The sequence below is a fragment of the Streptomyces sp. TRM49041 genome, assembly GCF_008271805.1.
GTDB lineage: Bacteria > Actinomycetota > Actinomycetes > Streptomycetales > Streptomycetaceae > Streptomyces.
This window is the reverse complement of sequence record NZ_VSRY01000138.1, coordinates 19,340-43,259: the sequence shown is the minus strand read 5'-3', so window position 1 is coordinate 43,259 and position 23,920 is coordinate 19,340. Positions and strand designations below refer to the sequence as shown.

The 23,920-nt window shown below is 72.1% G+C and carries 21 protein-coding genes; 10 read left to right on the top strand and 11 right to left on the bottom strand.

Annotation, left to right across the window (positions count from 1 at the left end):
- Positions 1–99 precede the first annotated feature (99 nt).
- Positions 100–1,770, bottom strand: a complete 1,671-nt coding sequence (locus FVS66_RS17080) for a multicopper oxidase family protein (RefSeq protein WP_149182038.1) — start codon at positions 1,768–1,770, stop codon at positions 100–102.
- 84 nt (positions 1,771–1,854) lie between these two features.
- The gene (locus FVS66_RS17075) at positions 1,855–2,301 is read right to left on the bottom strand and encodes a DUF6153 family protein (protein WP_149182037.1); all 447 of its coding nucleotides are present in this window, start codon (positions 2,299–2,301) and stop codon (positions 1,855–1,857) included.
- Here FVS66_RS17075 and FVS66_RS17070 point away from each other — a divergent pair.
- Positions 2,300–3,139 (top strand): DUF998 domain-containing protein, encoded by an 840-nt coding sequence (locus tag FVS66_RS17070; RefSeq protein ID WP_149182036.1) that lies wholly within the window; start codon positions 2,300–2,302, stop codon positions 3,137–3,139. The two genes, FVS66_RS17075 and FVS66_RS17070, sit on opposite strands and share 2 nt — an antisense overlap.
- On the top strand, positions 3,136–3,960 hold the full coding sequence (locus FVS66_RS17065) for an alpha/beta fold hydrolase (RefSeq protein WP_149182035.1): 825 nt from the start codon (positions 3,136–3,138) through the stop codon (positions 3,958–3,960). Before FVS66_RS17070 ends, FVS66_RS17065 begins: the two co-directional genes overlap by 4 nt.
- 127 nt (positions 3,961–4,087) lie before the next feature.
- Here FVS66_RS17065 and FVS66_RS17060 read toward each other — a convergent pair whose 3' ends face one another.
- The 5 genes from FVS66_RS17060 to FVS66_RS17040 form a co-directional block, all read right to left on the bottom strand.
- The gene (locus tag FVS66_RS17060; RefSeq protein WP_149182034.1) at positions 4,088–4,507 is read right to left on the bottom strand and encodes a CBS domain-containing protein; all 420 of its coding nucleotides are present in this window, start codon (positions 4,505–4,507) and stop codon (positions 4,088–4,090) included.
- Positions 4,508–4,641: 134 nt separating this feature from the next.
- The gene (locus FVS66_RS17055) at positions 4,642–5,337 is read right to left on the bottom strand and encodes a DUF305 domain-containing protein (RefSeq protein WP_149182033.1); all 696 of its coding nucleotides are present in this window, start codon (positions 5,335–5,337) and stop codon (positions 4,642–4,644) included.
- Positions 5,334–5,993, bottom strand: coding sequence for a DUF3105 domain-containing protein (locus FVS66_RS17050; protein WP_149182032.1), 660 nt, complete (start codon positions 5,991–5,993; stop codon positions 5,334–5,336). Before FVS66_RS17050 ends, FVS66_RS17055 begins: the two co-directional genes overlap by 4 nt.
- A 127-nt stretch (positions 5,994–6,120) precedes the next feature.
- Positions 6,121–6,540: a hypothetical protein gene (locus tag FVS66_RS17045; protein WP_149182031.1), complete on the bottom strand. Its 420-nt coding sequence runs from the start codon at positions 6,538–6,540 to the stop codon at positions 6,121–6,123.
- Between the two features lie 156 nt (positions 6,541–6,696).
- Positions 6,697–7,785: a PP2C family protein-serine/threonine phosphatase gene (locus FVS66_RS17040; RefSeq protein WP_262387044.1), complete on the bottom strand. Its 1,089-nt coding sequence runs from the start codon at positions 7,783–7,785 to the stop codon at positions 6,697–6,699.
- Positions 7,786–7,932: 147 nt separating this feature from the next.
- On the opposite strand from FVS66_RS17040, the gene FVS66_RS17035 reads away from it, so the two are divergent.
- Both FVS66_RS17035 and FVS66_RS17030 read left to right on the top strand, forming a co-directional pair.
- Positions 7,933–9,294, top strand: coding sequence for a glutamine synthetase family protein (locus FVS66_RS17035; RefSeq protein WP_149182030.1), 1,362 nt, complete (start codon positions 7,933–7,935; stop codon positions 9,292–9,294).
- 78 nt (positions 9,295–9,372) lie between these two features.
- A complete protein-coding gene (locus FVS66_RS17030; RefSeq protein ID WP_149182029.1) occupies positions 9,373–9,984 on the top strand; it encodes a dihydrofolate reductase family protein in 612 nt (203 codons plus the stop codon).
- Positions 9,985–10,077: 93 nt separating this feature from the next.
- Here the strand turns inward: FVS66_RS17030 and FVS66_RS17025 are convergent, their stop codons facing one another.
- Positions 10,078–10,509 carry a VOC family protein gene (locus FVS66_RS17025; RefSeq protein ID WP_149182098.1) on the bottom strand — a complete coding sequence of 144 codons (432 nt, stop codon included), beginning with the start codon at positions 10,507–10,509 and terminating at the stop codon, positions 10,078–10,080.
- 117 nt (positions 10,510–10,626) lie between these two features.
- Between FVS66_RS17025 and FVS66_RS17020 the strand changes: the two genes are divergently transcribed.
- Positions 10,627–13,617 (top strand): bifunctional [glutamine synthetase] adenylyltransferase/[glutamine synthetase]-adenylyl-L-tyrosine phosphorylase, encoded by a 2,991-nt coding sequence (locus tag FVS66_RS17020; RefSeq protein WP_149182028.1) that lies wholly within the window; start codon positions 10,627–10,629, stop codon positions 13,615–13,617.
- Here the strand turns inward: FVS66_RS17020 and FVS66_RS17015 are convergent.
- Genes FVS66_RS17015 through FVS66_RS17005 form a run of 3 tightly spaced genes read right to left on the bottom strand, consistent with a single transcriptional unit; the run spans position 13,605 to position 17,469 of the window.
- Positions 13,605–14,573 carry a phosphatase PAP2 family protein gene (locus FVS66_RS17015; RefSeq protein WP_187645557.1) on the bottom strand — a complete coding sequence of 323 codons (969 nt, stop codon included), beginning with the start codon at positions 14,571–14,573 and terminating at the stop codon, positions 13,605–13,607. The two genes, FVS66_RS17020 and FVS66_RS17015, sit on opposite strands and share 13 nt — an antisense overlap.
- A 36-nt stretch (positions 14,574–14,609) precedes the next feature.
- Positions 14,610–15,680 (bottom strand): LacI family DNA-binding transcriptional regulator, encoded by a 1,071-nt coding sequence (locus FVS66_RS17010; protein WP_149182026.1) that lies wholly within the window; start codon positions 15,678–15,680, stop codon positions 14,610–14,612.
- A 25-nt stretch (positions 15,681–15,705) separates the two neighbouring features.
- Positions 15,706–17,469 carry a glycoside hydrolase family 13 protein gene (locus tag FVS66_RS17005; protein WP_149182025.1) on the bottom strand — a complete coding sequence of 588 codons (1,764 nt, stop codon included), beginning with the start codon at positions 17,467–17,469 and terminating at the stop codon, positions 15,706–15,708.
- Between the two features lie 309 nt (positions 17,470–17,778).
- Here FVS66_RS17005 and FVS66_RS17000 point away from each other — a divergent pair, with 309 nt between their 5' ends.
- The 5 genes from FVS66_RS17000 to FVS66_RS16980 all read left to right on the top strand — a co-directional run bounded on the left by FVS66_RS17000 (position 17,779) and on the right by FVS66_RS16980 (position 23,906).
- Complete coding sequence (locus tag FVS66_RS17000) at positions 17,779–19,056, top strand: extracellular solute-binding protein (protein ID WP_149182024.1); 1,278 nt, start codon at positions 17,779–17,781, stop codon at positions 19,054–19,056.
- An 84-nt stretch (positions 19,057–19,140) separates the two neighbouring features.
- Positions 19,141–20,127, top strand: coding sequence for a carbohydrate ABC transporter permease (locus tag FVS66_RS16995; RefSeq protein WP_149182023.1), 987 nt, complete (start codon positions 19,141–19,143; stop codon positions 20,125–20,127).
- On the top strand, positions 20,124–21,065 hold the full coding sequence (locus FVS66_RS16990) for a carbohydrate ABC transporter permease (protein ID WP_149182022.1): 942 nt from the start codon (positions 20,124–20,126) through the stop codon (positions 21,063–21,065). Before FVS66_RS16995 ends, FVS66_RS16990 begins: the two co-directional genes overlap by 4 nt.
- A gap of 127 nt (positions 21,066–21,192) precedes the next feature.
- Positions 21,193–22,845: an alpha-amylase family glycosyl hydrolase gene (locus FVS66_RS16985; RefSeq protein WP_149182021.1), complete on the top strand. Its 1,653-nt coding sequence runs from the start codon at positions 21,193–21,195 to the stop codon at positions 22,843–22,845.
- Positions 22,833–23,906, top strand: coding sequence for a LacI family DNA-binding transcriptional regulator (locus FVS66_RS16980; RefSeq protein ID WP_399225714.1), 1,074 nt, complete (start codon positions 22,833–22,835; stop codon positions 23,904–23,906). The genes FVS66_RS16985 and FVS66_RS16980 overlap by 13 nt, the downstream gene beginning before the upstream one ends.
- Positions 23,907–23,920 lie beyond the last annotated feature (14 nt).

Sequence of the window (23,920 nt, the reverse complement as noted above, 5' to 3'; positions counted from 1 at the left end):
GACCGACGCGATGTCCTGGAGGGCAGGTGTGGGGCGGCCCACGTCCTGCCCGGGTCCGGCAGCCGCCGGGCCCGGGCAGGGGCCGCCCCGGGCAGGCGGTCAGCGGCGGTAGCCGAGCACCGTCATCATCCCCGCCTCCGCGTGGTAGACGTTGTGGCAGTGGAGCATCCACAGGCCCGGGTTGTCCGCGTCGAAGTCCACCGTGAGCGCCCCGTTCGGCAGGATCACCGCAGTGTCCTTCCGCGAACCGCCCGCCACGTTCGCCAGGGCGAAGGTGTGGCCGTGCAGATGCAGCGGGTGCCACATGGTGGTCTCGTTGCGGAAGACCAGCCGGACCCGCTCGCCCGCCTTCACGGCGTGCCGCTGGTCGGCGGTGTACGGCTTGCCGTCGAACGCCCAGTCGTACTTCGCCATCCCGCCGGTCAGCCGGATCTTGATCGTCCGGTCCGGGGTGCGGGCGGGCAGCGCCACGGACTCGGCCGCCTTCAGCCGGTCGGCGGTCATGACCCGCCCGCTCGTCAGCTCCTTCGGCCGTACGGTGGCGGCGGGCGCCGCGCCCGCGCCGGTCCGCAGCACGGCGAGCGCGGCCGCCTTCTTGCCCTCGGCCGCGGCGACCAGCGGGAAGACGCCGTCGCCCGCCGTGACCAGTACGTCGTACCGCTCGCCCATGCCGATCAGCAGCGCGTCCGTCTCGGCGTGCCGTACCGGGAAGCCGTCCGTGTGCGTCACGGTCAGCCGGTGGCCGCCGAGCGCGACGCGGAACGCGGTGTCGCCGCCCGCGTTGATGATCCGCAGCCGGACCCGGTCACCCGGCTTGGCGCGGAACTCCGAAGGAGCCTCCGCCGTCCGCCCGTTGACCAGGTAGTACGGGTAGGCCACATCGCCCGCGTCACCGCCGAGCAGGTCGCTGTTCGCGCCCATCATCATCCGGGACGGGCCGGACGCGCCCGGGCTCGGTGACGTGGTCCCTTCGGAGGCCCGGGCCTCGGCCTGTGCGGCGGCCTGTGCATCTGCCTCGCCCGCGACCGCCCCGTGGCCCTCGTGGCCCCCGCCGCCGGTCGAACCGTGGTCCATGTCCCCCATGCCCCGGCGCAGCTCGGCCAGCACCGCGTCGGGCGTCGAGCCGTCCACGCCGTCGACCCAGTCGTCCAGGACGACGACCCACTCCTTGTCGTAGGCCAGCGGCTCCTTCGGGTCCTCGACGATCAGCGGTGCGTACAGGCCCCGGTCGAGCTGGGGGCCCGAGTGCGGGTGGAACCAGTACGTGCCCGGGTGCGGCACCGCGAAGCGGTAGGCGAACTCGCCGCTGGGCTTGATGTCCTGCTGCGTCAGGCCGGGCACGCCGTCCATGTCGTTGCGCAGGGCGAGTCCGTGCCAGTGCAGGGACGTGGCCTGCGGCAGGTTGTTGGCGAGGGTGAGCGCCAGGGTGTCGCCCGCCGTGACCCGCACCTCCTTGCCGGGCAGCTCGTCGCCGTACGCCCAGGACTTCACGGTGCGGCCGGCGCCCAGGTCGAGCGTGGTGGCCGTGGCGGTGAGGCGGACGGTGCGGACGGGGCCGGAGCCGCGCGCGGCCTCGGCGGCGGCGACCTCGGGGCCGTCCGGTGCGACGAAGCCCGCCGAGGCGGGGCCGGCGGACGAGCCGTGCCCGGAGTGCCCGGACCCGGACCCGGACCCGGAGCCCGTGCAGGCGGAGAGCGCCGCCGTGCCGGCGACGGCGAGGCCGGCGCCGAGGACGGCGCGGCGCGAGGGGGACGTACGGAAAGAACGCATGGTCAAGTCACCTCGTATGGGTGTATTTCGGTGAGAACGGAGAACGGGGGAACGCCGGCCGCGCGCGGCCGAGCGCGCCCGTTCCTAGATCCGCAACACCGAGAGTTCCGCGAGGGCCACGCGCCGGGGCGGCGGCTGGGGCCACTGCGGGCGCAGCGGCCTCCGGGGACCGGTCAGGCCGGACCGGAGGGCCTCTGTGCGAGGTACCCGCCGCAGCAGACGGAGTGCGGCGAACCCGGCCAGACCCGCACCGGCGGAGCCGATCAGGGCGAAACAGGCCGCGGCTGCATCCATACCGCCCCGCGGCGCGTCTTCAGGGGCGTCATGCGCCGGGGCGCCGTGTGCGGCCAGGTGCTCCGAGTACGCCGAGCCGTGAGCGGGCGCCGCCGCCGACTGCGCGTCCGCATGCTCCGAAGGATGGCCCCACGTGTGCATCGTGATGATGCCGAGCAGAAGCGCCGCGAGCAGCAGCAGCCGCCCGCACCACGACGCGCCGCGCGTCGCGCACCGCCGTCTCACCCTGGCGCCCATGGTGCGCAGCCTACCCCCTCGGGGTACCGGGCCTGAGGCAGGCGCGGCGCGCGCCGATCACGGGCCCACGCATCGGACGCACTCCCGCCGGTCTCCCCGGCGCCGGTCCGTCGCCGCCTTCCCCGTTCTCCCCGTTCTCCCCGCCCTCCCCCTTCTCCCAGCCCTCCTTGTCCTCCGTGTCCTCTGTGTCCTTCTCGTCCTCGGGACGCTCGCCTACAGCGCCTGGCTCCTCGAACTGCCCCTCGACACCGGCCTCGACCCGGTGCAGTCGTACGTCAGCGAGCTCGCCGCCACCGACCAGCGCCTGAGCGGCTTCTTCCGCACGACCGACCTGGTCGCCGGTGCCCTGGTACTGGCCGCCGCGCTGATCGCGCTCGGCACGCTGGAGCGCCGTTTCTGGGCGGTGACCGGCTGGGTGGCCCTGGCGGTGTTCGGCGCCGCCACCGCCGTGGACTCGCGGCTGCCGCTCAGCTGCGCGCCGACGGCCGACGCCGAGTGTGTGGCCCGCGAGGACGCCGGGCTGGTCCCGGGTACGCATGTCGCGCACGCCGTCAGCTCCAGCCTGGCCATGGCCGGTGCCGTCACGGCGGTCGTCGCGCTCACGGTCGCCGCCCGTCGTTACGGCTGGTGGCCGCCCCTGGCCCGCACGGGGCCCGTCCTCGTCGCGCTGGAGCTGGCCGCCACGGCCTGGACACTGGTGGCCGTCGCCGCGTTCGAGGCGGAGCGCGGCCACTGGGCGCTGGGCGCTGCCCAGCGCGCGCAGCTCCTGCTGGTCGCGGTGTGGCTGCTGGTACTGGCCCGGTCGCTGGCGCGCGGCGCCGAGGGGCGGCGCCGGTGACCGGGTTCGTACGGATCGGGGGCGTCCCCCACCACGTGACCGTCGAGGGCGCCGGGCCCGTCTGCGTACTGAGCGCCGGCCTCGCGATGTGCTGGTTCGACTGGGAGCCGGTCGTCCCGCTGCTCGCCCCGCATCGCACGGTCGTCCGCTTCGACCGTCCGGGGCACGGCCTGAGCGGTCCGGCGACGGCCGCCCCCACCGCGGCGGGCGAGGCACACCGGATCGCGGCCGTCCTGGACGCGCTCGGCATGGGCACCGAGCGGGTCACGGCGGTCGGCCACTCCCTCGCCGGATTCCACGCGGAGGCGTTCGCGCGGCTGTACCCGGCGCGTACGGCGGGCCTGGTCCTGGTCGACTCGTCGGTCGAGGAGCGGGCGCGCCCACCCCTGTTGCCCGCCCTGCACACCGCCACGGCCCGCTCGCTGGGCACCGCCCTGGCCGCCGTGGGCGCCCCCGCCGCGCTGGGCCCCCTCGCCCGCCGCATGATGGTCCGGCTCTCCCGCGCGGGCCACGCGCCGGACCCGGCGCCCACGGCCCTCGTACGCCGCTGCTACCGGACCCGCCGGGTCCTGGACGGCGCACTCCTGGAGAACGCGCACTACATGTCGGTCGCCGCCGAGCTCCTGAGCCTCCGCCCCCGGCACCCCCTCCCCCCGCACCTCCCGGTAAGAGTCCTGGCCACCCCCGAGCCCCCCTGGTCCACCCGCCAACGCGCCCTCGCCACCACCCTGAACGCCCACTTCACCCCGGTCCCGGCCACAGGCCACCTCATGATGCTGGACCGCCCGGACACGATCGCGGGGGCGGTCCTCCACCCGTGAGGCCCTGGCCCGCAGTCGGGCAACGCCGAGGGCGAGGGGGCCCGGCCCACGGACCGGGCCCCCGCGTACGAGCGTGGGGCGGCACCCGGGCCCGGGGCCCCGCCCCGAGTGGGTGCCGTCAGGCGCGTCAGGCCCTCGCGTACACCTTCGCGGCGAACTCGGCGACCTGCTCGTCGGTGAGGTTCCGCGCCAGGTCCGCCTCACTGATGATCCCGACGAGCCGCTTGTTCTCGATCACCGGCAACCGCTTGATCTGGTGGCCCTCCATCTCCCGCAGGACCTCGCTCACATCCGCGTTCGCATCGATCCAGCGGGGTGTGCCCTCGGCGATGTCGCCGCAGGTCACACGCGACGGGTCATGGCCCGCCGCCACGCACTTCACCACGATGTCGCGGTCGGTGACGATGCCGCAGAGCCGCTCGTTCGTATCGGCGATGGGCAGTGCGCCCACATTGAGCTCACGCATCTGCTGCGCGGCACGGTCCAGGGTCTCGGTCGCGGGGATCCAATTGGCCCCCCGGTGCATGATGTCTCGGGCGGTGGTCATGAGGGTGCGTACCTCCGTAGAAGGCCATACGTCGTCGTCCCCGAGCCCCTCCATTCTGGACGCCCCCACCGCCCCTCGCGACCGCTGCGGCCGCCGAACGGCGAGCCGCAGCGGTCAGGACGCCGACCTGGACCTCAGACGCGCGGCTCGGCGCCGCGCTTCGCCAGGAGATCCGTCATCAGCGCGATCTCGGACTCCTGCCCGTCGACCATGCCCTGTGCGAGCCGCTTCTCCAGGCCGACCCGGCACTGGTCGACACAGCCCTGGGCCATGTCGACGCCGCCCTTGTGGTGGTCGATCATCAGCTGGAGGTACAGCACCTCGGCCTGCTCGCCGCTCGCCGTGCGCAGCTGCTCCAGCTCCGCCTTGGTGGCCATGCCCGGCATGAGGGCACCGGCACGGGCCTGCTGGGCGGAGCCACCCTGGCCGGAGCCGTGGCCGGAGCCGTGGGCACCACCGTGCCCCCCGGCCATCCAGGACATCGGCTCCCGGTCCGGCGCCGACTTCGTCAGCCCCCACATGTCCAGCCAGCCCAGCATCATGCCGCGCTGGTTGGCCTGGGTGTTGGCGATGTCGTACGCCAGCCGGCGCACCTCCTCGTCCTGCGTGCGGTCCCGCACGATGAACGACATCTCCACCGCCTGCTGGTGGTGCACCGACATGTCCCGCGCGAACCCGGCGTCCGCCGAGTCGTCGCCCGGCACGGCGGCGGCCGTCGGCCCGGTGTCGCGGCCCAGCGCGGTGACCGTGGCCCAGCCCGCGAAGACCAGCGCCAGCAGCACCGCCCCGGCCGCCAGCCAGGTGGTACGGCTCAGGCCCGTGCGGGTCACTGCTTGACCATCCCGGTCTGGCCGCCCGTGCACGCAGCGCCCGGCTCGGGCGTCTGCGGGCCCTGCACGTACTTGGCGAAGAACTGGTTCACGCGCGGGTCGTCGGCGCTGTCGATGGTGACCTGCTTGCCCCACGCCGACAGCATGATCGCGCCGGCCTGGTCCTTGACCGGGCTGATCATCGTGTACGGCGTCTTGGCGACCTTCTCCTCCAGCGTCTTCACCGCGTCCGCCGGTGCCTTGTCGTTGTACGTCACCCACACCGCGCCGTGCTCCAGCGAGTGGACGGCGTTCACCTCGGGGATCGGCTCCTTGTAGACGGTGCCGTCACAGTCCATCCACACCTGGTGGTGGTCACCGCCGACCGGCGGCTTCATCGGATACGAGACGGCTGTCTTGACGTGGTTGCGGCCCAGCTTCGCCGCGTCCCAGGACTTCTCGTCCTTGATGGGGGCCTTGGCGGCGGCCTCCTGCCGCTGCTTCTCCTTCGACTCCTCGTTCAGTACGTACGCGCCGAAGCCGACGAGCCCGGCGACCACGGCGCCGCTCACGGTCAGCGTGATGATGCGGTTGCGGCGCTCACGGCTCCGCTCGGCCTTGCGCATCTGCTCTATTCGGGCCCGGCGGTCGGCGGACGAGGAACGGTTGGCGGCCATGATGATTCGGTGTCCTTCTGCGAAAGCTCACTCGAGAGAGCGAGGGGGGAATCCTGCGACTGGACTGCACGCGACGCGGACGGGGCGGGATGAACAGGGCCCCGAAGGCCCGCGTCACACGGCCCGATCAGGTCCGGAGCACCTGAAGGACATGCAGGTCGGGAGCTCGCGGCAGGGCCTGCACACCGTCCGGCCGGGCCACGTCGGGCGCCGGCCCGAACGGGGCGAGCCCGTCCGCGTACAGCGGCGGGTCCAGCGGCGGCACGGTGAGGACGGCCGGGGTGAGGGAGGGGAACAGCCCGCACTCGCGGTCGTCGTACGGACAGCTGGCGTGGCTCGGCGACACCACCGCGCCGAACGGCGACGTGGGGTCGGCCACCGCACGGACAGCGGCCACGCGCCGGTCCGCGTCCACGCGGTCGGCGTGCCGCGCCGGGCCGAAACAGATGAAGAGCGCGGCGAGGAGCGTCGCCACGGCACCCAACAGGGCCATGGGACGCGTGACTCGCGCGCGGCGCGCGATGCGTATGAGCCGCAGGCCCTCCATGGGCGTGATGGTAATGGGCGACCCCCCTCCGTACGCCAGAGGGACCGGAAGACCGGCAGACGGGCGGACCGGCAGACGGGCGGACGGGCAGACGGGCGGACCGGCAGACGGGCAGACGGGCAGACCGGAGGACCGAGACCCGGAGGACGGAAACCCTCAGTCGCCGGGAGACAGCCGGAGCGCGAGCAGTGCCACATCGTCGGGGACCTCACCCGCGTACGAGGACAGATCGCGCCACACCGACCGCACCAGAGCCGCCGGGTCCCGGTCGGGCCGGATCCGCGCCACCAGTGGATAGAAGGCGCCCTCCGAGTCCCGCGCCTCCGTCACCCCGTCGGTGTACGCGAGCAGCACGTCAGACGGCCCCAGCGGTACGGAGACGGGTGCGGGCGCCCGGAAGCCGTCGCCCAGATCGAGCCCCAGCGGCAGCCCCGGCTCCAGCATGACCTCCCGCGCACCGCCCCGCGTCACCAGCACGGGCGGCGGATGCCCGCAGCTCAGCACTCGTACCACCGCCTGGCCGCCGTCACCCTCCCCTCCCGCCCCGGGGAACTCCACCAGTACGGCCGTCGCGAACAGCTCCGCGTCCTCCTGCCGCGCCGAGTCCACCACCAGCCGCCGGTCCAGCCGCGTCGCGACCCCCTCCAGCTCCGGCTCGTCCAGCACCGCCTCCCGGAAGGTTCCCAGCAGCGCCGCCACCGTCGCCACCGCCGACAGCCCGTGCCCCTGCACATCGGCGACCACCGCCCGTACCCCGTACGGCCCCTGCTGTACGTCGTACAGATCCCCGCCCACGAGCGCGGCCCGCTCCGCCGCCCGGTACAGGGCCCCGCACCGCACCCGATCCACCCGCGCGGGCAGTGGCGGCAGCACGGCGAGCTGCGCGGCCTCCGCGACCGTGCGCACCGACACCAGCTGGTCGTCCCGCCGGGACCGTACCCACGCGAGGAACGCGCTGACCGCCCCGATGAGAGCGAAGGCCAGGATGTCGCCGCTGCTCACATGCTCGGCCCGCACCTCCGGCACCAGCAGCACTCCCGTCATGACGGCGGCCACCATGGAGGTCCCCAGCACCCCGTACACCAGGGACGTCAGCGGGGCCACCACGGCGAACGCGAAGCCCAGCTGCACGGTCTCGGGCATGGCCAGCTGGGCGACGAGCACCGCCAGCAGCAGCAACCAGGGCAGCATGCGCAGCCGTCCCTGCGGCCGGACGCCCGGCAGGTTCCGTGCGGCACGGTCCATTTCCCCAGTCTGCGCGAACCCTCCGGCCGCCGCCCGCCACGCACCTCGCGTTACCCGCACCACACCTTGCCAGGCACTATGGGATCGCAACGTGCACGAAACCGTGTGGTGGCATGCTGGCCCTGATCAGCGAGGATGGGTGTGGAAATGGACAAGCAGCAGGAATTTGTGCTCCGAACCCTGGAGGAGCGCGACATCCGCTTCGTGCGCCTGTGGTTCACCGACGTGCTCGGCTTCCTCAAGTCGGTCGCCGTGGCCCCCGCCGAACTGGAGCAGGCCTTCGACGAGGGCATCGGCTTCGACGGCTCCGCGATCGAGGGTTTCGCGCGTGTGTACGAGTCCGACATGATCGCCAAGCCGGATCCGGCGACGTTCCAGATCCTGCCGTGGCGGGCCGAGGCCCCGGGCACGGCCCGGATGTTCTGCGACATCCTCATGCCCGACGGCTCCCCGTCCTTCGCGGACCCCCGTTACGTCCTGAAGCGCATCCTGGCGAAGACCTCCGACCTCGGGTTCACCTTCTACACCCACCCCGAGATCGAGTTCTTCCTGCTGAAGGACAAGCCGGTCGACGGCACCCGCCCGACCCCCGCCGACAGCTCCGGCTACTTCGACCACACCCCGCAGAACGTCGGCATGGACTTCCGCCGCCAGGCGATCACGATGCTGGAGTCGATGGGCATCTCGGTGGAGTTCTCCCACCACGAGGGCGCGCCGGGCCAGCAGGAGATCGACCTCCGCTACGCCGACGCGCTGTCGACGGCCGACAACATCATGACGTTCCGCCTGGTCATGAAGCAGGTCGCCCTGGAGCAGGGCGTACAGGCGACGTTCATGCCCAAGCCGTTCTCGGAGTACCCCGGCTCGGGCATGCACACCCACCTGTCCCTCTTCGAGGGCGACCGCAACGCCTTCTACGAGTCGGGCGCGGAGTACCAGCTCTCCAAGGTGGGCCGCTCCTTCATCGCGGGCCTCCTGAAGCACGCCGCCGAGATCTCCGCGGTCACCAACCAGTGGGTCAACTCCTACAAGCGCATCTGGGGCGGCTCCACCCGCACGGCCGGCTCGGGCGGCGAGGCCCCCTCGTACATCTGCTGGGGCCACAACAACCGCTCCGCGCTGATCCGCGTCCCCATGTACAAGCCCGGCAAGACCGGCTCGTCCCGCGTCGAGGTCCGCTCCATCGACTCTGGCGCCAACCCCTACCTGACGTACGCCGTCCTCCTGGCCGCCGGCCTGAAGGGCATCGAGGAGGGCTACGAACTCCCGGCCGGCGCCGACGACGACGTGTGGGCCCTCTCCGACGCGGAACGCCGCGCCATGGGCATCGAGCCGCTCCCGCAGAACCTGGGCGAGGCCATCTCCCTCATGGAGCGCAGCGAACTGGTCGCCGAGACCCTCGGCGAGCACGTCTTCGACTTCTTCCTCCGCAACAAGAAGCAGGAGTGGGAGGAGTACCGCTCCGAGGTCACGGCCTTCGAGCTGAAGAAGAACCTCCCGGTTCTGTAACGGGCCGGACGCCCGGGCGCGCCCCGGCGTACCGCTTCCGCGGTGCGCCGCGCGGGCGTGCGGGTCAGCATGAGGAGCATGGACAAGGTCTTCGCGAGCCTCGGCATGTCCCTCGACGGCTTCATCGCCGGACCACACGCCGGCCCCGGGAATCCGCTCGGGGACGGCGGGGCGCGCATCCACCAGTGGATGTACGGCGTGGAGGCGTGGCGGGAGCGGCATGGGATGACCGGCGGGGAGACGAGCCGTTCCGGGCTGGTGGTCGCCGAGAACTTCGACCGGGCGGGGGCGTACGTCATGGGGCGCCGCATGTTCGACGAGGGCGAGCGCGCCTGGCCCGATCCGCCGCCCTTCCAGGCGCCGGTGTTCGTCCTGACGACCAGCGCCCGCGACGCGTGGGTCCGGCAGGGCACCGTCTTCACATACGTCACCGACGGCATCGAGGCCGCACTCGAAGAGGCCCGTGCCGTTGCCGGGGACAAGGACGTGCAGATCTCCGGCGGGGCGCACACCGTACGGCAGTACCTCAACGCGGGGCTCCTCGACGAGCTGGAGATCCACCTGGCGCCGCTGCTGCTGGGGGACGGCATCCGGCTGTTCGACGGCGTCGACCCGGACCTCACGCTGGAGGTGGACCGGGTGGTCGACGCCCCCGCCGTCACCCATCTGCGCTACACCGTCGTGCGCTGAGCAGGGAGTGTCCGGCGGGGCACGGCGGCATCGGGGCCGGGCGCCCTTTCGGTGCCGGGCCCCGCGGCCCAGGCATGATCCGCCGGACACGACCTAGCGCTCGGACAGCTCCGAAGGGGCCTCCTGAACGGTCCAGCCGTTGCCGTCCGGGTCCTGGAAGAACATGAACGAGTTCCAGGTCTCACCCCTGCCCTCGGTCCACCCCCGGGGACCCACATGGTGGACGGCGCTCACCTCCACGCCCCGCGACACCAGTTCGTCACGGGCAGCCGCGATGTCCAGCACGCACACCTGGAGCCCGTGCAGGGTGCCCGGGGCCATCTGCTTCTGTCCGGGTGCCGTCGGAAGGCCGTTCTCCAGGGCGATCGAGCAGCGCGAGCCGGGCGGGGTGAGCTGGATGATGCGCACCCCCGGGGCCACCTCGGAGTCGAGGTCCACCTTGAAGCCGCACTTGTCGCCGTAGAACTCCTTGGCCCGGTCGAGATCCGTCACCGGGACGGGGACCACTTCCAGTGTCCAGTTCATGTTCATGCTCATGGGCCCGAGTCTGGGCGGTCGGCCGACGGCCGTCCACCAGGCGTACCGGGTGCGACGCGGACCGATAGGCTCGGGGGAGCGGGTGTTCGTGGAGGGAGTGGCTGGATGACGACGGCGCCGGGGCGTAGGAGCAGCACCTTCACTCGGCTGCTGCGGCACGGCTTCATCGACGCGGCCGCCGCCGAGCGCCTGCTGGACAGCCCCGCGCTGGCCGCCGTCCGGGCCGATCCCGTTCTCCTGGACGCGCTCGGTGCCACCGCCGATCCGGATCTCGCGCTGCGCGGCCTCGTGCGGCTGGCCGAGGCGCAGCCCGGGGAGGGGCCGCAGGCGCTGACGGCGACGCTGGTCAGCGCCAAGCCGCTCCGCGACCGGCTGCTCGGCGTGCTGGGCGCGTCGGAGGCGCTCGGGGACCACCTGGCACGGCACCCCCTCGACTGGCAGGCGCTCGTCACATACGAGCCGACCGACCTGCACCCGGGCGTCGCCGAGTTCGAGCAGGACCTGGCCGCCGCCACGGACCCGGTCTCCCTCCGTGTCGCCTACCGCCGCAGCCTCCTGGCCATAGCGGCCCGCGACGTGTGCGGCACCACGGACGTGTCGGAGGCCGCCGCCGAGCTGGCCGACCTCGCGACGGCGACGCTCCGCGCGGCGCTGGCGATCGCCCGCTCGGCCGCGCCCGCGGACGCCGCGCTGTGCCGCCTGGCGGTCATCGCGATGGGCAAGTGCGGCGGCCATGAGCTGAACTACGTCTCCGACGTGGACGTGATCTTCGTGGGGGAGGCCGTCGAGGGCGCCGACGAGCGTGCGGCGCTCCAGGCGGCGACCCGCCTCGCCTCGCACCTCATGCGGATCTGCTCGGAGACGACCGTCGAGGGCACGATCTGGCCCGTCGACGCGAACCTCCGTCCCGAGGGCCGCAACGGGCCGCTGGTCCGTACGCTCTCCTCCCACCTCGCCTACTACCAGCGCTGGGCGAAGACCTGGGAGTTCCAGGCGCTGCTCAAGGCCCGCCCGGTGGCCGGTGACATAGAGCTGGGCACCGAGTACATCGAGGCGCTGGCGCCGCTCGTCTGGGAGGCGGCCGAGCGCGAGAACTTCGTCACCGACGTGCAGAAGATGCGGCGCCGGGTCGTCGACAACATCCCGGCCGCGCACCTCGAGCGCGAGCTGAAGCTCGGGCCCGGCGGCCTCCGGGACGTCGAGTTCGCGGTGCAGCTCCTCCAGCTCGTGCACGGCCGCAGCGACGCCACGCTCCGCAGCGGCAAGACGCTGGACGCCCTGGCGGCGCTCGCGGCCGGCGGCTACGTGGGCCGGGCCGATGCCGCGCAGCTCGACGACGCGTACCGGTTCCTGCGCGCCATGGAGCACCGTATCCAGCTGTACCGGCTCCGCCGCACGCACCTCGTCCCGGAAGGCGAGGCCGACCTGCGCCGCCTGGGCCGCTCGCTCGGCCTGCGCACGGACCCGGTCGCGGAGCTCAACCGGGAGTGGCGGCGGCACGCCTCGGTGGTCCGCCGCCTCCACGAGAAGCTGTTCTACCGGCCTCTGCTCGACGCCGTCGCCCAGCTCGCCCCCGGCGAGACCCGCCTCAGCGCCGAGGCGGCCGGCGAACGGCTCGAAGCGCTCGGGTACGCCGATCCCGCCGCCGCGCTGCGACACCTGGAGGCACTGTCCGCCGGGGTGACCCGCAAGGCGGCGATCCAGCGCACGCTGCTCCCGGTCCTCCTCGGCTGGTTCGCCGACTCGGCCGACCCCGACGCGGGCCTGCTCGGCTTCCGCAAGGTGTCGGACGCGCTCGGCAAGACCCCCTGGTACCTGCGGCTCCTCCGCGACGAGGGCGCCGCGGCCGAGAACCTGGCCCGTGTCCTGTCGGCCGGCCGCCTCGCCCCGGACCTGCTGCTGCGGGCCCCCGAGGCGGTGGCGATCCTCGGCGCGCCGGAGGGCCTCGAACCGCGCGGCCGCAACCACCTGGAGCCGGAGATCCTCGCGGCTGCGGGCCGGGCCGACAACGCCGAGCAGGCGGTGGCGGCGGCCCGTGGCGTACGCCGCAGAGAGCTGTTCCGTACGGCCGCGGCCGACATCATCGCGTCGTACGGCACCGAGGAGGTCCCCGCGCACGCGGACGCGGGCGCGCTCGTCGACCGGGTCGGCCGGGCCGTCACCGACCTGAACGCCGCCACGATCGCGGGCGCCCTGCGCGCCGCCGTACGCGCGGAGTGGGGCGAGACGCTCCCCACCCGCTTCGCCGTCATCGGCATGGGCCGCTTCGGCGGCCACGAGCTGGGCTACGGCTCCGACGCGGACGTGCTGTTCGTGCACGAGCCGCGCGACGGCGTGGACGAGCAGGAGGCCGCCCGCGCCGCGAACCGGGTCGTCGCCGAGATGCGCCGGCTCCTGCAACTTCCGACCGCCGACCCGCCCTTGCTGGTCGACGCGGATCTGCGCCCGGAGGGCCGCAGCGGCCCCCTGGTCCGTACGCTCAAGTCGTACGAGGCGTACTACCGGCGCTGGTCGCTGGGGTGGGAGAGCCAGGCGCTGCTGCGCGCCGAGCCGATGGCGGGCGACCCGGACCTGGGCCGCCGCTTCATCGAACTGGTCAACCCGCTCCGCCACCCGGTGAAGGGCCTCGACGACGCCGCGGCGCGGGAGATCCGGCGCCTGAAGGCCCGGATGGAGACGGAGCGCCTGCCGCGCGGCGCGGACCCGACGCTCCACACGAAGCTCGGCCGGGGCGGCCTGTCGGACGTCGAGTGGACGGTCCAGCTCGTGCAGATGCGGCACGCCCACGAGGTGCCGGGCCTGCGCACCACCAGCACCCGCGAGGCACTCGCCGCGGCCCGCGACGCGGGCCTGGTCAGCGAGCGGTACGCGCGGACCCTGGACGAGGCGTGGGTGCTGGCGACCCGGGTGCGCAACGGCGTGATGCTGGTGCGGGGCCGGGCCGGCGACACGTTCCCCTCGGACGGGCGCGAACTGGCCGCCGTGGCCCGTTACCTGGGGTACGGCCCGGGGCACGTCGGCGAGATGGTCGAGGACTACCGCCGTACGACGCGCCGCGCCCGGGCCGTGGTGGACGAGCTGTTCTACGGCGCCTGAACGGCTCCGGCGGCGGGCGCCGCGGCCACCGGTCGCTCCGCGGCGGCCACCGGTCGCTCCGCCTCGGGCGGCGGGCGCTCCGCCTCGGCCGGCGGTGCCGCCGTGACGTACCGGGGCAGCCGGTGCGGCGGGCTGCCGTACCACGCGCACACCAGGCCGATGCCGAAGGCCAGGCAGAGGATGCCGCCGAGGGCGTCCATCCAGAAGTGGTTGGCTGTGGCGACGATGACGACGAGCGTGGCCACCGGGTACAGCAGCCCCAGGATCCTGGCCCATGGAGCCTTGGCGAGGGCGAAGACGGCGAGCCCGCACCAGAGCGACCACCCGATGTGCATGGACGGCATCGCTGCGTACTGGTTCGACATGTGCTTCAGGTCGCCCGAGGCCATGGAGCCCCATGTCTGGTGGACCAGCACCGTGTCGATGAAGTTCTGGCTCTCCATGAGCCGGGGCGGCGCGAGCGGATACAGATAGTAGCCGAGCAGGGCGACGGCCGTGGTCGAGAACAGCACCATGCGGATCGCCGCGTAACGGCCCGGATGCCAGCGGTAGAGCCAGACCAGCACACCGATGGTGACCACGAAGTGCAGCGTCGCGTAGTAGTAGTTCATCGTCACGATGAGCCAGCTGACCGAGTCCACCGCGTGGTTGACCGTCTTCTCGAAGGCGAGACCCAGGCTCTCCTCCGCGCGCCAGATCCAGTCCGCGTTGCGCAGCGCCTGAGCCTTCTGTTCCGGAACGGCGTTACGGATGAGCGAATAGACGCCGTAGCTGGCCGCGATGAGCAGGATCTCGAACCAGATACGGGGGTGCCGGGGAGCACGCAGCCGCTGCCACGCGGTCCGGTGTTCCGCCGGGCGGTCCGGCCGTCCTTCGACGAGAGGTGCAGGCGTCGGCGGCGGTGTCGGCCGGGCCGCCGAACGGCCTTCCAACGTGGTCAAAGTCCTGTCACCCATGAGCGATGAGTCTGCCAGAAAGGTCCTTCAGGTCGATCATCCTTCAAACGGATTCTCTCCGCCATCGGTCCACCTTTCGGAGGACCTCTGCCCCTGGGGCCCCGAGGCTGTTGAACCGCGAACGACCAGTTCCGGCATGAAGACGAACTCGCTGTGGGGGGCGGGCGTACCGCCGATCTCCTCGAGCAGTGCCCGCACCGCCGCCTGCCCCATCGCCTGCACAGGCTGACGGATGGTGGTCAGCGGCGGGTCCGTGAAGGCTATGAGCGGGGAGTCGTCGAAGCCGACGACGGAGATGTCCCGGGGTACGTGCAGCCCCTGCTGGCGGGCCGCGCGGATGGCGCCGAGCGCCATCATGTCGCTGGCGCAGACGATCGCCGTACAGCCGCGCTGGATGAGGGCGGCCGCCGCTGCCTGTCCGCCTTCGAGCGTGTACAGGGAGTGCTGGATCAGCTTCTCGGCCTCCTCGGGGGAGAGCCCGAGCCGCTCCCGCATACCGATCCGGAAGCCCTCTATCTTGCGCAGGACGGGAACGAACCGCTTCGGGCCGACGGCGAGACCGATACGGGTGTGCCCGAGGGATGCGAGGTGGGTGACGGCGAGCCTCATCGCGGCCCGGTCGTCGGGGGAGACGAACGGCGCCTGGATGTGCGGCGAGAAGCCGTTGATCAGGACGAACGGGACACCCTTGCCGCGCAGCTGGTCGTAGCGCTGGGTGTCGGCGGTGGTGTCGGCGTGCAGACCGGACACGAAGATGATTCCGGAGACGCCGCGTTCGACGAGCATCTCGGTCAGCTCGTCCTCGGTGGATCCGCCCGGGGTCTGGGTGGCGAGGACGGGCGTGTAGCCCTGGCGCGTCAGGCCCTGGCCGATGACCTGGGCCAGCGCCGGGAAGATGGGGTTGTCCAGCTCGGGGGTGATGAGCCCGACGAGACCGGCGCTGCGCTGCCGCAGCCGTACGGGACGCTCGTAACCGAGCACGTCCAGCGCGGCAAGGACGGACTGACGGGTGGCCGCGGCCACGCCGGGCTTGCCGTTGAGCACGCGGCTGACTGTGGCTTCGCTGACCCCCGCCTGGGCTGCGATGTCGGCAAGCCGCGCGGTCATGTGGTGCGACCTTACCGGGCGCACGTCAGATTGCCCACCACGTGCAGGAGTCGGCGGGGAGCACCGCGAGCGCGGGTGCGCTCGCCGTGCCCTCCCGGGCGCCGCCCGGACGGCTGTCCCCGCCGCCACCGGAAGCGTCGGAGGCGGCCGCTCCCGGGTTGTCGGGCCCACCCTGCCCGACCGCCGCCCCCGCCACGCTGGACAGCAGCACCCGGCCGTCCCGGCCGCCGGGGCGGTGGATCTCGACCGGGCGGTCCGTGGTGTTGGTGACGCACACCAGGCCGGCGCCGTCCTCCCCGCGGCGGCGGAAGGCCAGCACGCCCTCCGGTGCGGGCAGCCAGTCGACGAGGCCGCCCGCGCCGAGCGCCGGGTGCGCACGGCGCAGGTCCAGGGCCGTGCGGTAGAGCTCCAGGGTCGACGCAGGGTCGCCGGTCTGGGCCTCGACGGACAGCCGGCCCCACCCCGCGGGCTGCGGCAGCCAGCTGTCGCCTGGGCCGAACCCGTACGAGGGGCCCTCCTCGGCCCACGGGATCGGCACCCGGCAGCCGTCCCTCAGCCCGTCCTGGCCCTCGCCGCGGTGGAACGCCGGGTCCTGGCGCACCTCGTCGGGGAGTTCCGTCACCTCGGGCAGCCCCAGCTCCTCGCCCTGGTACAGATAGGCGGAGCCCGGCAGCGCCAGCATGAGCAGCGCCGCCGCCCTGGCCCTGCGCAGGCTGCCGTAGCGCGTGGTGTGCCGGACGACGTCGTGGTTGGAGAGCACCCAGGTGGTGGGCGCGCCCACCGATGTGGTCGCCCTGAGCGACTCGTCGATCACCCTGTGCAGTGCCCGGGCCTCCCAGGGGCACTGGAGGTACTGGAAGTTGAACGCCTGGTGCAGTTCGTCGGGGCGTACATAGAGGGCGAGCCGCTCCGGGGACGGCGCCCACGCCTCGGCGACCGCGATGCGCTGACTTGGGAGTGCCCCCTGCTCGGAGAGCCTGGGGGAGTACGTGTCGAGGAGCCGCCGCCAGCCGCGGTGGATCTCGTGGACGCCGTCCTGGTCGAAGAACGGCAGCTGCTGGGAGCCGATCAGCCGGACCTGCTCGGGACGGCCGATGTCGGGCAGCCCGGCGGCCTTGACCATGCCGTGCGCCACATCGATCCGGAACCCGTCGACGCCCAGGTCCAGCCAGAACCGCAGCACGGACTCGAACTCGGCCCGCACCGCGTCGTTCTCCCAGTTGAGGTCGGGCTGCTCGGGCGCGAAAAGGTGCAGGTACCACTGGCCGTCGGCGACCCTCGTCCAGGCGGGGCCGCCGAAGACGGACTCCCAGTCGTTGGGCGGCAGCGCGCCGTCCGGGCCCCTGCCGGGGCGGAAGTGGTACCGGTCACGGCCGGTGCCCGCGAGCGCCTCCTGGAACCAGGGGTGCCGGTCGGAGGTGTGGTTGGGGACGATGTCGATGATCACCCGCAGGCCCAGTTCGTGCGCGGTGCGGACGAGGTCGTCCGCGTCCGGCAGGTCCCCGAAGACCGGGTCGACCGCGCGGTAGTCGGCGACGTCGTAGCCGCCGTCGGCCTGCGGCGAGGCATAGAACGGGGTCAGCCACACCGCGTCCGCGCCCAGCCGCGTCAGATGCGACAGCCGTTCCCGGGCCCCGCGCAGATCGCCGATGCCGTCACCGTCGCTGTCGGCGAAGGAACGGATGTACACCTGATAGATGACGGCGTCCCGCCACCACCCGGGACGGGCTGGTGGGGCGGGGCGTCGTCCCTGCGGCGCCGGTACGGGCGAGGTCAGCTCGTGGGCCATGTGCGCGGGTGCCTCTCGGTCCGGATTCAACACCTCCTGCAAGGCGTTGTGAAAAGGCTTGCAGAGCCTTCAGGTGCCCCGCAAGGCCCGGCAGAGGGGCGCACGGGTGGGTGCGAGGGCGCCTTGTGCCTGGTGTGTCAAGCGATGCGGCGGCAACTGTAGGGACACGTGGATGTAACGATCCCCCGGCCTTGCAGAAATTTGCCGCAAGCTCTTTCGGCGCGTTTTCATCCCTGTTACGTTCCTGGCAACCCCGGCGCCCCGCGAAAGAGCGGTCTGCATCAACCGGGATCGTTCGAAGGAGTTCACATGCGGCGTGGCATAGCGGCCACCGCGCTGGTCGCGAGCCTGGCCCTCGCGGCGACGGCCTGCGGCGGCGACAGTGGGGACAAGGCGACCGGCGGTCCGGTGACCATCACCTGGTGGGACACCTCGGATGCCACGAACGAGGCCCCGGCCTACAAGAAGCTGATCGAGCAGTTCGAAGCGGCCAACAAGGACATCAAGGTCAAGTACCAGAACGTCCCGTTCGCCGAGGCCGAGCAGAAGTACAAGACGGCCGCCCAGGCCGGCAACGCCCCCGACGTCCTCCGTGCCGACGTCGGCTGGACCGCCGGCCTCGCCGAGAACCAGTACCTCGCCCCGCTCGACGGCACGCCCGCCACCAAGGAGATCGACTCCTTCAACCAGGGCCTCGTCGACGGCGCCAAGGTCGACGGCAAGCTGTACGGCGTCCCGCAGGTCACCGACGCCCTCGCGCTCCTCTACAACAAGGAGATCTTCGCGAAGGCCGGCGTCCAGCCGCCGACGACCTGGGCCGAGCTCTCCACGGCCGCCAAGAGCATCAAGACCAAGACCGGCGTCGACGGCATCTACCTCAACCCGGACAGCTACTTCGCCCTGCCGTTCCTGTACGGCGAGGGCGGCCTGATGGTCGACACCGAGACCAAGAAGATCACCGTCAACGACGAGGCCGGCAAGAAGGCCGTCCAGACCGTCGTCGACATGATCAAGGACGGCGTCGCGGTCAAGCCGGACTACACCGACGGCTACAACAACATGCAGGCCGCCTTCAAGGACGGCAGGGTCGCCATGGTCATCAACGGCCCGTGGTCCACGGCCGACGACCTGAGCGGCAAGGCGTTCAAGAACAAGGACAACCTCGGTGTCGCCCCGGTCCCGGCCGGCTCCGGTGGCAAGGCCGGCACGCCCACCGGCGGCCACAACCTGGTCGTCTACAACGGCTCGGACGCCCCCCACAAGGAAGCCGCCCAGAAGTTCGTGGCGTTCATGACCTCCGCCAAGTCGCAGGAGTTCGCCGCCACCGAGACCGGCGTCCTGCCGACCCGTGACGACGCGTACACCGTCAAGGTCGTCGCCGACCCGATCCGCGCCTCCTTCAAGAACGTGCTGGCCGACTCCACCGCGCGTCCCGCCGTCGCCGGCGTCAGCGACATGTTCGCCGAGTGGACCAAGCAGTACATCGAGATCCTCAAGGGCAACACCACCGTCGAGAAGGGCCTCGACACCACCGCCGACAAGTGGAAGACCAACATCAACTCCCTCAAGGAGTACTCGGTCGACTGAGCCCCCGCGGCCCGGTCCGGCAGCCCCCCTGACAGGGCTGCCGGACCGGGCCGGACCCGTACGCACTGAGGGAAAAGAACTTCCATGAAGACAGCCAGCGCAGATCCCGCCACGGCCGCGCGGCCTGCCCGGGCCGGGCTGCTCACCCGTATGAAGCGCTCCTACGACCGGAACTGGTACGCCTGGGCCATGGTGCTGCCGGTGGTGCTGGTCATCGGCGTCCTCGTCGCCTACCCCCTGGGCCGTGGCATCTACCTGTCGTTCACCGACGCCAACGAGCTCAACGTCTCCAAGCAGCTCGGCGCCACCGAGATCCCCGCCACCTACCAGTTCGTCGGCCTCGACAACTACTGGCGGGTGCTGTCCGGCGCCGACGGCGAGTTCTACCCCAAGCTGGCGTGGACCGTGGTGTGGACCGCGTCCTGCGTGTTCTTCCACTACACGATCGGCCTCGGCCTGGCCCTGCTGCTCAACCGCAAGGTCAGGGGCCGCTCCCTGTACCGCGTCCTGCTCATCCTGCCGTGGGCGGTACCGGCCTTCGTCGCCACCTACATCTGGCGCATGATGTACAACTCCGAGTCCGGTGTCTTCAACGCCATCCTGGGACAGTTGGGCCTCGGCCCGGTCGACTGGCTCGGCGACACCTTCATGCAGAAGGTCGCCGTCATCGGCGTCAACGTCTGGCTCGGTGTGCCGTTCATGATGGTCGCCGTGCTCGGCGGCCTCCAGTCCATCGCCGGCGAGCAGTACGAAGCCGCCGAGATGGACGGCGCGAACGCCTGGCAGCGGTTCCGCCACGTCACCCTGCCGGGGCTGCGCCCCGTCAGCGCCACGGTGATCCTGCTCGGCACCATCTGGACGTTCAACATGTTCCCGATCATCTATCTGATGCTCGGTGAGGCCAACGCCCTGCACAGCGAGATCCTCGTGACCTACGCCTACCGGCTGGCGTTCGGCTCCGTCCGCGACTACGCGGGCGCCGCCACGTACGGCATCCTCATCCTCTCCATGCTCCTCGTCTTCGCCGTCTTCTACCGGCGGCTGCTCAACCGTCAGGAGACCGTCCGATGAGCACGGTGACCGAACCGCGGAAGAACTCCGTGCCGGCGCGCGCCGGCGACTCCGCCGCGACCGCCGGCGCCCGTGGTACCCGTGGTACCCGGCGGCGCAAGGTCCGCGGCCGTGACGAGCGCTCCCCGCTCGCCTCCGCCGGACTCCACGCGGCACTGGTCGCCGCCAGTCTGGTGGCGGTCTTCCCCATCGTGTACATGATGTTCATCTCGCTGCGCGGCCGGGACGGCTGGACGAAGCCGACCAGCGCCGAGGGCGGCCTGGAGATCAGCAACTACACGTACGTCCTGGCGGAGACCGAGTTCCCGCGCTGGTTCGCCAACTCGGTGGTCGTCGCGGGCGGCACCACGCTCATCGGGGTGTTCGTCGCGGCCTCCACCGGCTACGCCATCTCCCGGATGCGCTTCCCCGGCCACAGGTCGCTGATGTGGGTGCTGCTCGTCACGCAGATGTTCCCGGTGGCGGTGCTGATCGTCGCCCTCTACAACATCCTCGGCGGCATGGGCCTGCTCGACTCGTACATGGGCCTGATCCTCACGTACTGCTCCGTGTCCGTGCCGTTCTGCGCGTGGATGATGAAGGGCTACTTCGACACCATCCCGCACGAGATCGACGAGGCCGGCCGGGTCGACGGGCTCACCCCGTTCGGCACCTTCTACCGGCTGATCCTGCCGCTGGCCAAGCCCGGCCTCGCGGTCACGGCGTTCTACTCCTTCCTCACCGCGTGGAGCGAGGTCGCCTTCGCCCGCGCCTTCCTGTCCAGCGACTCGATGCTCACCCTCTCCGTCGGCCTGCAGAGCTTCATCGGCCAGCACAAGGCCGAGTGGGGCTATCTGACCGCCTGTGCGGTGATCATCACGGTTCCGGCGGGCCTGGTGTTCCTCCTGGTCCAGCGCAACCTGGTCGCCGGCCTCACCGCGGGCGGCACCAAGGGCTGAGCTCCCGCCCCGCCCCGTCCCGCACGCCGCGCGTCACGCGCTCAAGACGGCGGCGCCGGTCCGGTCCGACAGCGTTCGGGCGCGGACCCGGCGCCGCCCCCATTCCACTCCTCCACCCAGGGAAGACATGACCCAGCACCTCGCCGCCCCCGCCGCCCCGACCACCGGCACGGACTCCGGCTGGTGGAGAGAGGCGGTGATCTACCAGGTCTATCCGCGCAGCTTCGCCGACGGCAACGGCGACGGCATGGGCGACCTCGAGGGCATCCGCAGCCGCCTCCCGTACCTCAGGGACCTCGGCGTCGACGCCGTCTGGCTCAGCCCCTTCTACGCCTCCCCGCAGGCCGACGCCGGCTACGACGTCGCCGACTACCGGGCCATCGACCCCATGTTCGGCAACCTGCTGGACGCCGACGCGCTCGTCCGCGAGGCCCATGAGCTCGGCCTGCGCATCATCGTCGACCTGGTCCCCAACCACTCCTCCGACCAGCACGAGTGGTTCCAGCGCGCCCTGCGCGAGGGCCCCGGGTCGCCGCTGCGCGAGCGCTATCACTTCCGCCCCGGCAAGGGCCCGGACGGCGCACTCCCTCCGAACGACTGGGAGTCCATCTTCGGCGGCCCGGCCTGGACACGTGTCGAGGACGGTGAGTGGTACCTCCACCTGTTCGCCCCCGAGCAGCCCGACTTCAACTGGGAACACCCCGCCGTACGCGACGAGTTCCGCTCCATCCTGCGCTTCTGGCTCGACATGGGCGTCGACGGCTTCCGCGTCGATGTCGCCCACGGCCTCGTCAAGGCGCCCGGGCTGCCCGACATCGGCTCCCACGAGCAGCTGAAGCTCCTCGGCAACGACGTGATGCCGTTCTTCGACCAGGACGGCGTCCACGAGATCTACCGCAGCTGGCGCCAGGTCCTGGAGGAGTACGACGGCGAGCGCGTCCTCGTCGCCGAGGCGTGGACCCCGACGGTCGACCGCACCGCGAACTACGTCCGCCCCGACGAGATGCACCAGGCGTTCAACTTCCAGTACCTGGGCACGCACTGGGACGCGGCGGAGCTGCGCAAGGTCATCGACGCGTCGCTGGAGGCGATGCGCCCGGTCGGCGCGCCGACGACATGGGTGCTGTCCAACCACGACGTGACCCGTCACGCGACCCGGTTCGCCAACCCCGCCGGGCTCGGCACCCAGCTGCGCGAGGCCGGCGACCGCGAACTCGGCCTGCGCCGCGCCCGCGCCGCGACCCTGCTGATGCTGGCCCTGCCCGGCTCCGCGTACGTCTACCAGGGCGAGGAGCTCGGCCTGCCGGACGTCACCGACCTGCCGGACGAGGTGCGCCAGGACCCGTCGTTCTTCCGCGCCACCGGCCAGGACGGCTTCCGGGACGGCTGCCGCGTGCCGATCCCCTGGGCGGTGGAGGGCCCGTCGTACGGCTTCGGCGCCGGCGGCAGCTGGCTGCCCCAGCCCACCACATGGGGCGCCCTGAGTGTCGAGGCCCAGACCGGAGTGGCCGGCTCCACCCTGGAGCTGTACCGCGCCGCTCTGCGCGTCCGCCGCGAGGAGCCGGGGCTGGGCGCGGGTGAGGCGGTGGAGTGGCTGGAGGCTCCGGAGGGAGTGCTGATGTTCCGCCGCGAAGGCTTCGTCTGCACGGCCAACACCACCGGGGAGCCGGTCCGTATAGAGGTGCCGGGCCGGATGCTGCTGGCCAACGAGCAGGTCCGGACGAGCGTGGACGGCACGGCGGAACTGCCCGCCGACACCACCGTCTGGTGGGCGGTGTGACCATCCCCCCGCCGCGGGGCGGCGCCGGCGACCTGACCGCCGGCGCCGCTCCGCGGCTCGCGGACATCGCGGCCCAGGCGGGCGTCAGCGAGGCCACGGTCAGCCGGGTGCTCAACGGCAAGGCGGGTGTCGCGGGACCGACCCGCCATCGGGTGCTGGCCGCGCTCGACGTGCTGGGCTACGAGCGCCCCGTACGCCTGAAGCAGCGCAGCGCAGGACTGGTGGGGCTGGTGATCCCGGAGCTGACCAACCCCATCTTCCCGGCGTTCGCCCAGGTCATCGAGCAGACCCTGGCCGGCCACGGCTACACGCCGGTGCTGTGCACCCAGATGCCGGGCGGCGCCACCGAGGACGAGCTGGTCGAGCAGCTGGAGGAGCGCGGCGTGACGGGCATCGTGTTCCTGTCGGGCCTGCACGCGGACACGAGCGCCGACCCCTCCCGCTACGAGCGACTGGCCGCCCGCGGTGTCCCGTTCGTCCTCATCAACGGCTTCAACGAGCGGATCGACGCGCACTTCGTCTCACCCGACGACCGCGCGGCCGCGCGCATGGCGGTCGGTCACCTGGTCGAGCTGGGTCACGAGCGCGTCGGCCTCGCCATCGGCCCCACCCGGTACGTGCCGGCCCGCCGCAAGGCCGAGGGCTTCGCGTCGGCGCTGCACCGACTCCTGGGGCTGCCGCGCGAAGAGGCCCAGCAGTACGTCCGGCCCACCCTGTTCGGCGTGGAGGGCGGCCACGCGGCGGCGAGCGTCCTGCTGGACCAGGGCTGCACGGGCATCGTGTGCGGAAGCGACCTGATGGCACTCGGAGCTGTCCGCGCGGTCCGCGCGAGAGGTCTGGACGTCCCGACCGACATCTCGGTGGTGGGCTTCGACGACTCTCCCCTCATCCCCTTCACGGACCCACCCCTGACCACGGTCCGCCAGCCGGTCCGGGCGATGGCGACAGCGGCGGTGGACGCGCTCCTCGAGGAGATCGACGGAAACCCGGTACAGCGCACCGAGTTCGTCTTCCAGCCGGAGCTGGTGGTCCGCGGCTCGACGTCGGCCCCGCCTCCGTAGCGCCGACGCGGCGA

Excerpts from the sequence above, each read along its gene's own strand:
- FVS66_RS17080 (WP_149182038.1), bottom strand. The coding sequence starts at position 1,770 with ATGCGTTCTTTCCGTACGTCCCCCTCGCGCCGCGCCGTCCTCGGCGCC.
- FVS66_RS17070 (WP_149182036.1), top strand. The coding sequence starts at position 2,300 with ATGGTGCGCAGCCTACCCCCTCGGGGTACCGGGCCTGAGGCAGGCGCG.
- FVS66_RS17075 (WP_149182037.1), bottom strand. The coding sequence starts at position 2,301 with ATGGGCGCCAGGGTGAGACGGCGGTGCGCGACGCGCGGCGCGTCGTGG.
- FVS66_RS17060 (WP_149182034.1), bottom strand. The coding sequence starts at position 4,507 with ATGACCACCGCCCGAGACATCATGCACCGGGGGGCCAATTGGATCCCC.
- FVS66_RS17050 (WP_149182032.1), bottom strand. The coding sequence starts at position 5,993 with ATGGCCGCCAACCGTTCCTCGTCCGCCGACCGCCGGGCCCGAATAGAG.
- FVS66_RS17045 (WP_149182031.1), bottom strand. The coding sequence starts at position 6,540 with ATGGAGGGCCTGCGGCTCATACGCATCGCGCGCCGCGCGCGAGTCACG.
- FVS66_RS17040 (WP_262387044.1), bottom strand. The coding sequence starts at position 7,785 with ATGGACCGTGCCGCACGGAACCTGCCGGGCGTCCGGCCGCAGGGACGG.
- FVS66_RS17035 (WP_149182030.1), top strand. The coding sequence starts at position 7,933 with ATGGACAAGCAGCAGGAATTTGTGCTCCGAACCCTGGAGGAGCGCGAC.
- FVS66_RS17030 (WP_149182029.1), top strand. The coding sequence starts at position 9,373 with ATGGACAAGGTCTTCGCGAGCCTCGGCATGTCCCTCGACGGCTTCATC.
- FVS66_RS17025 (WP_149182098.1), bottom strand. The coding sequence starts at position 10,509 with ATGAACTGGACACTGGAAGTGGTCCCCGTCCCGGTGACGGATCTCGAC.
- FVS66_RS17020 (WP_149182028.1), top strand. The coding sequence starts at position 10,627 with ATGACGACGGCGCCGGGGCGTAGGAGCAGCACCTTCACTCGGCTGCTG.
- FVS66_RS17015 (WP_187645557.1), bottom strand. The coding sequence starts at position 14,573 with ATGGGTGACAGGACTTTGACCACGTTGGAAGGCCGTTCGGCGGCCCGG.
- FVS66_RS17010 (WP_149182026.1), bottom strand. The coding sequence starts at position 15,680 with ATGACCGCGCGGCTTGCCGACATCGCAGCCCAGGCGGGGGTCAGCGAA.
- FVS66_RS17005 (WP_149182025.1), bottom strand. The coding sequence starts at position 17,469 with ATGGCCCACGAGCTGACCTCGCCCGTACCGGCGCCGCAGGGACGACGC.
- FVS66_RS17000 (WP_149182024.1), top strand. The coding sequence starts at position 17,779 with ATGCGGCGTGGCATAGCGGCCACCGCGCTGGTCGCGAGCCTGGCCCTC.
- FVS66_RS16995 (WP_149182023.1), top strand. The coding sequence starts at position 19,141 with ATGAAGACAGCCAGCGCAGATCCCGCCACGGCCGCGCGGCCTGCCCGG.
- FVS66_RS16990 (WP_149182022.1), top strand. The coding sequence starts at position 20,124 with ATGAGCACGGTGACCGAACCGCGGAAGAACTCCGTGCCGGCGCGCGCC.
- FVS66_RS16985 (WP_149182021.1), top strand. The coding sequence starts at position 21,193 with ATGACCCAGCACCTCGCCGCCCCCGCCGCCCCGACCACCGGCACGGAC.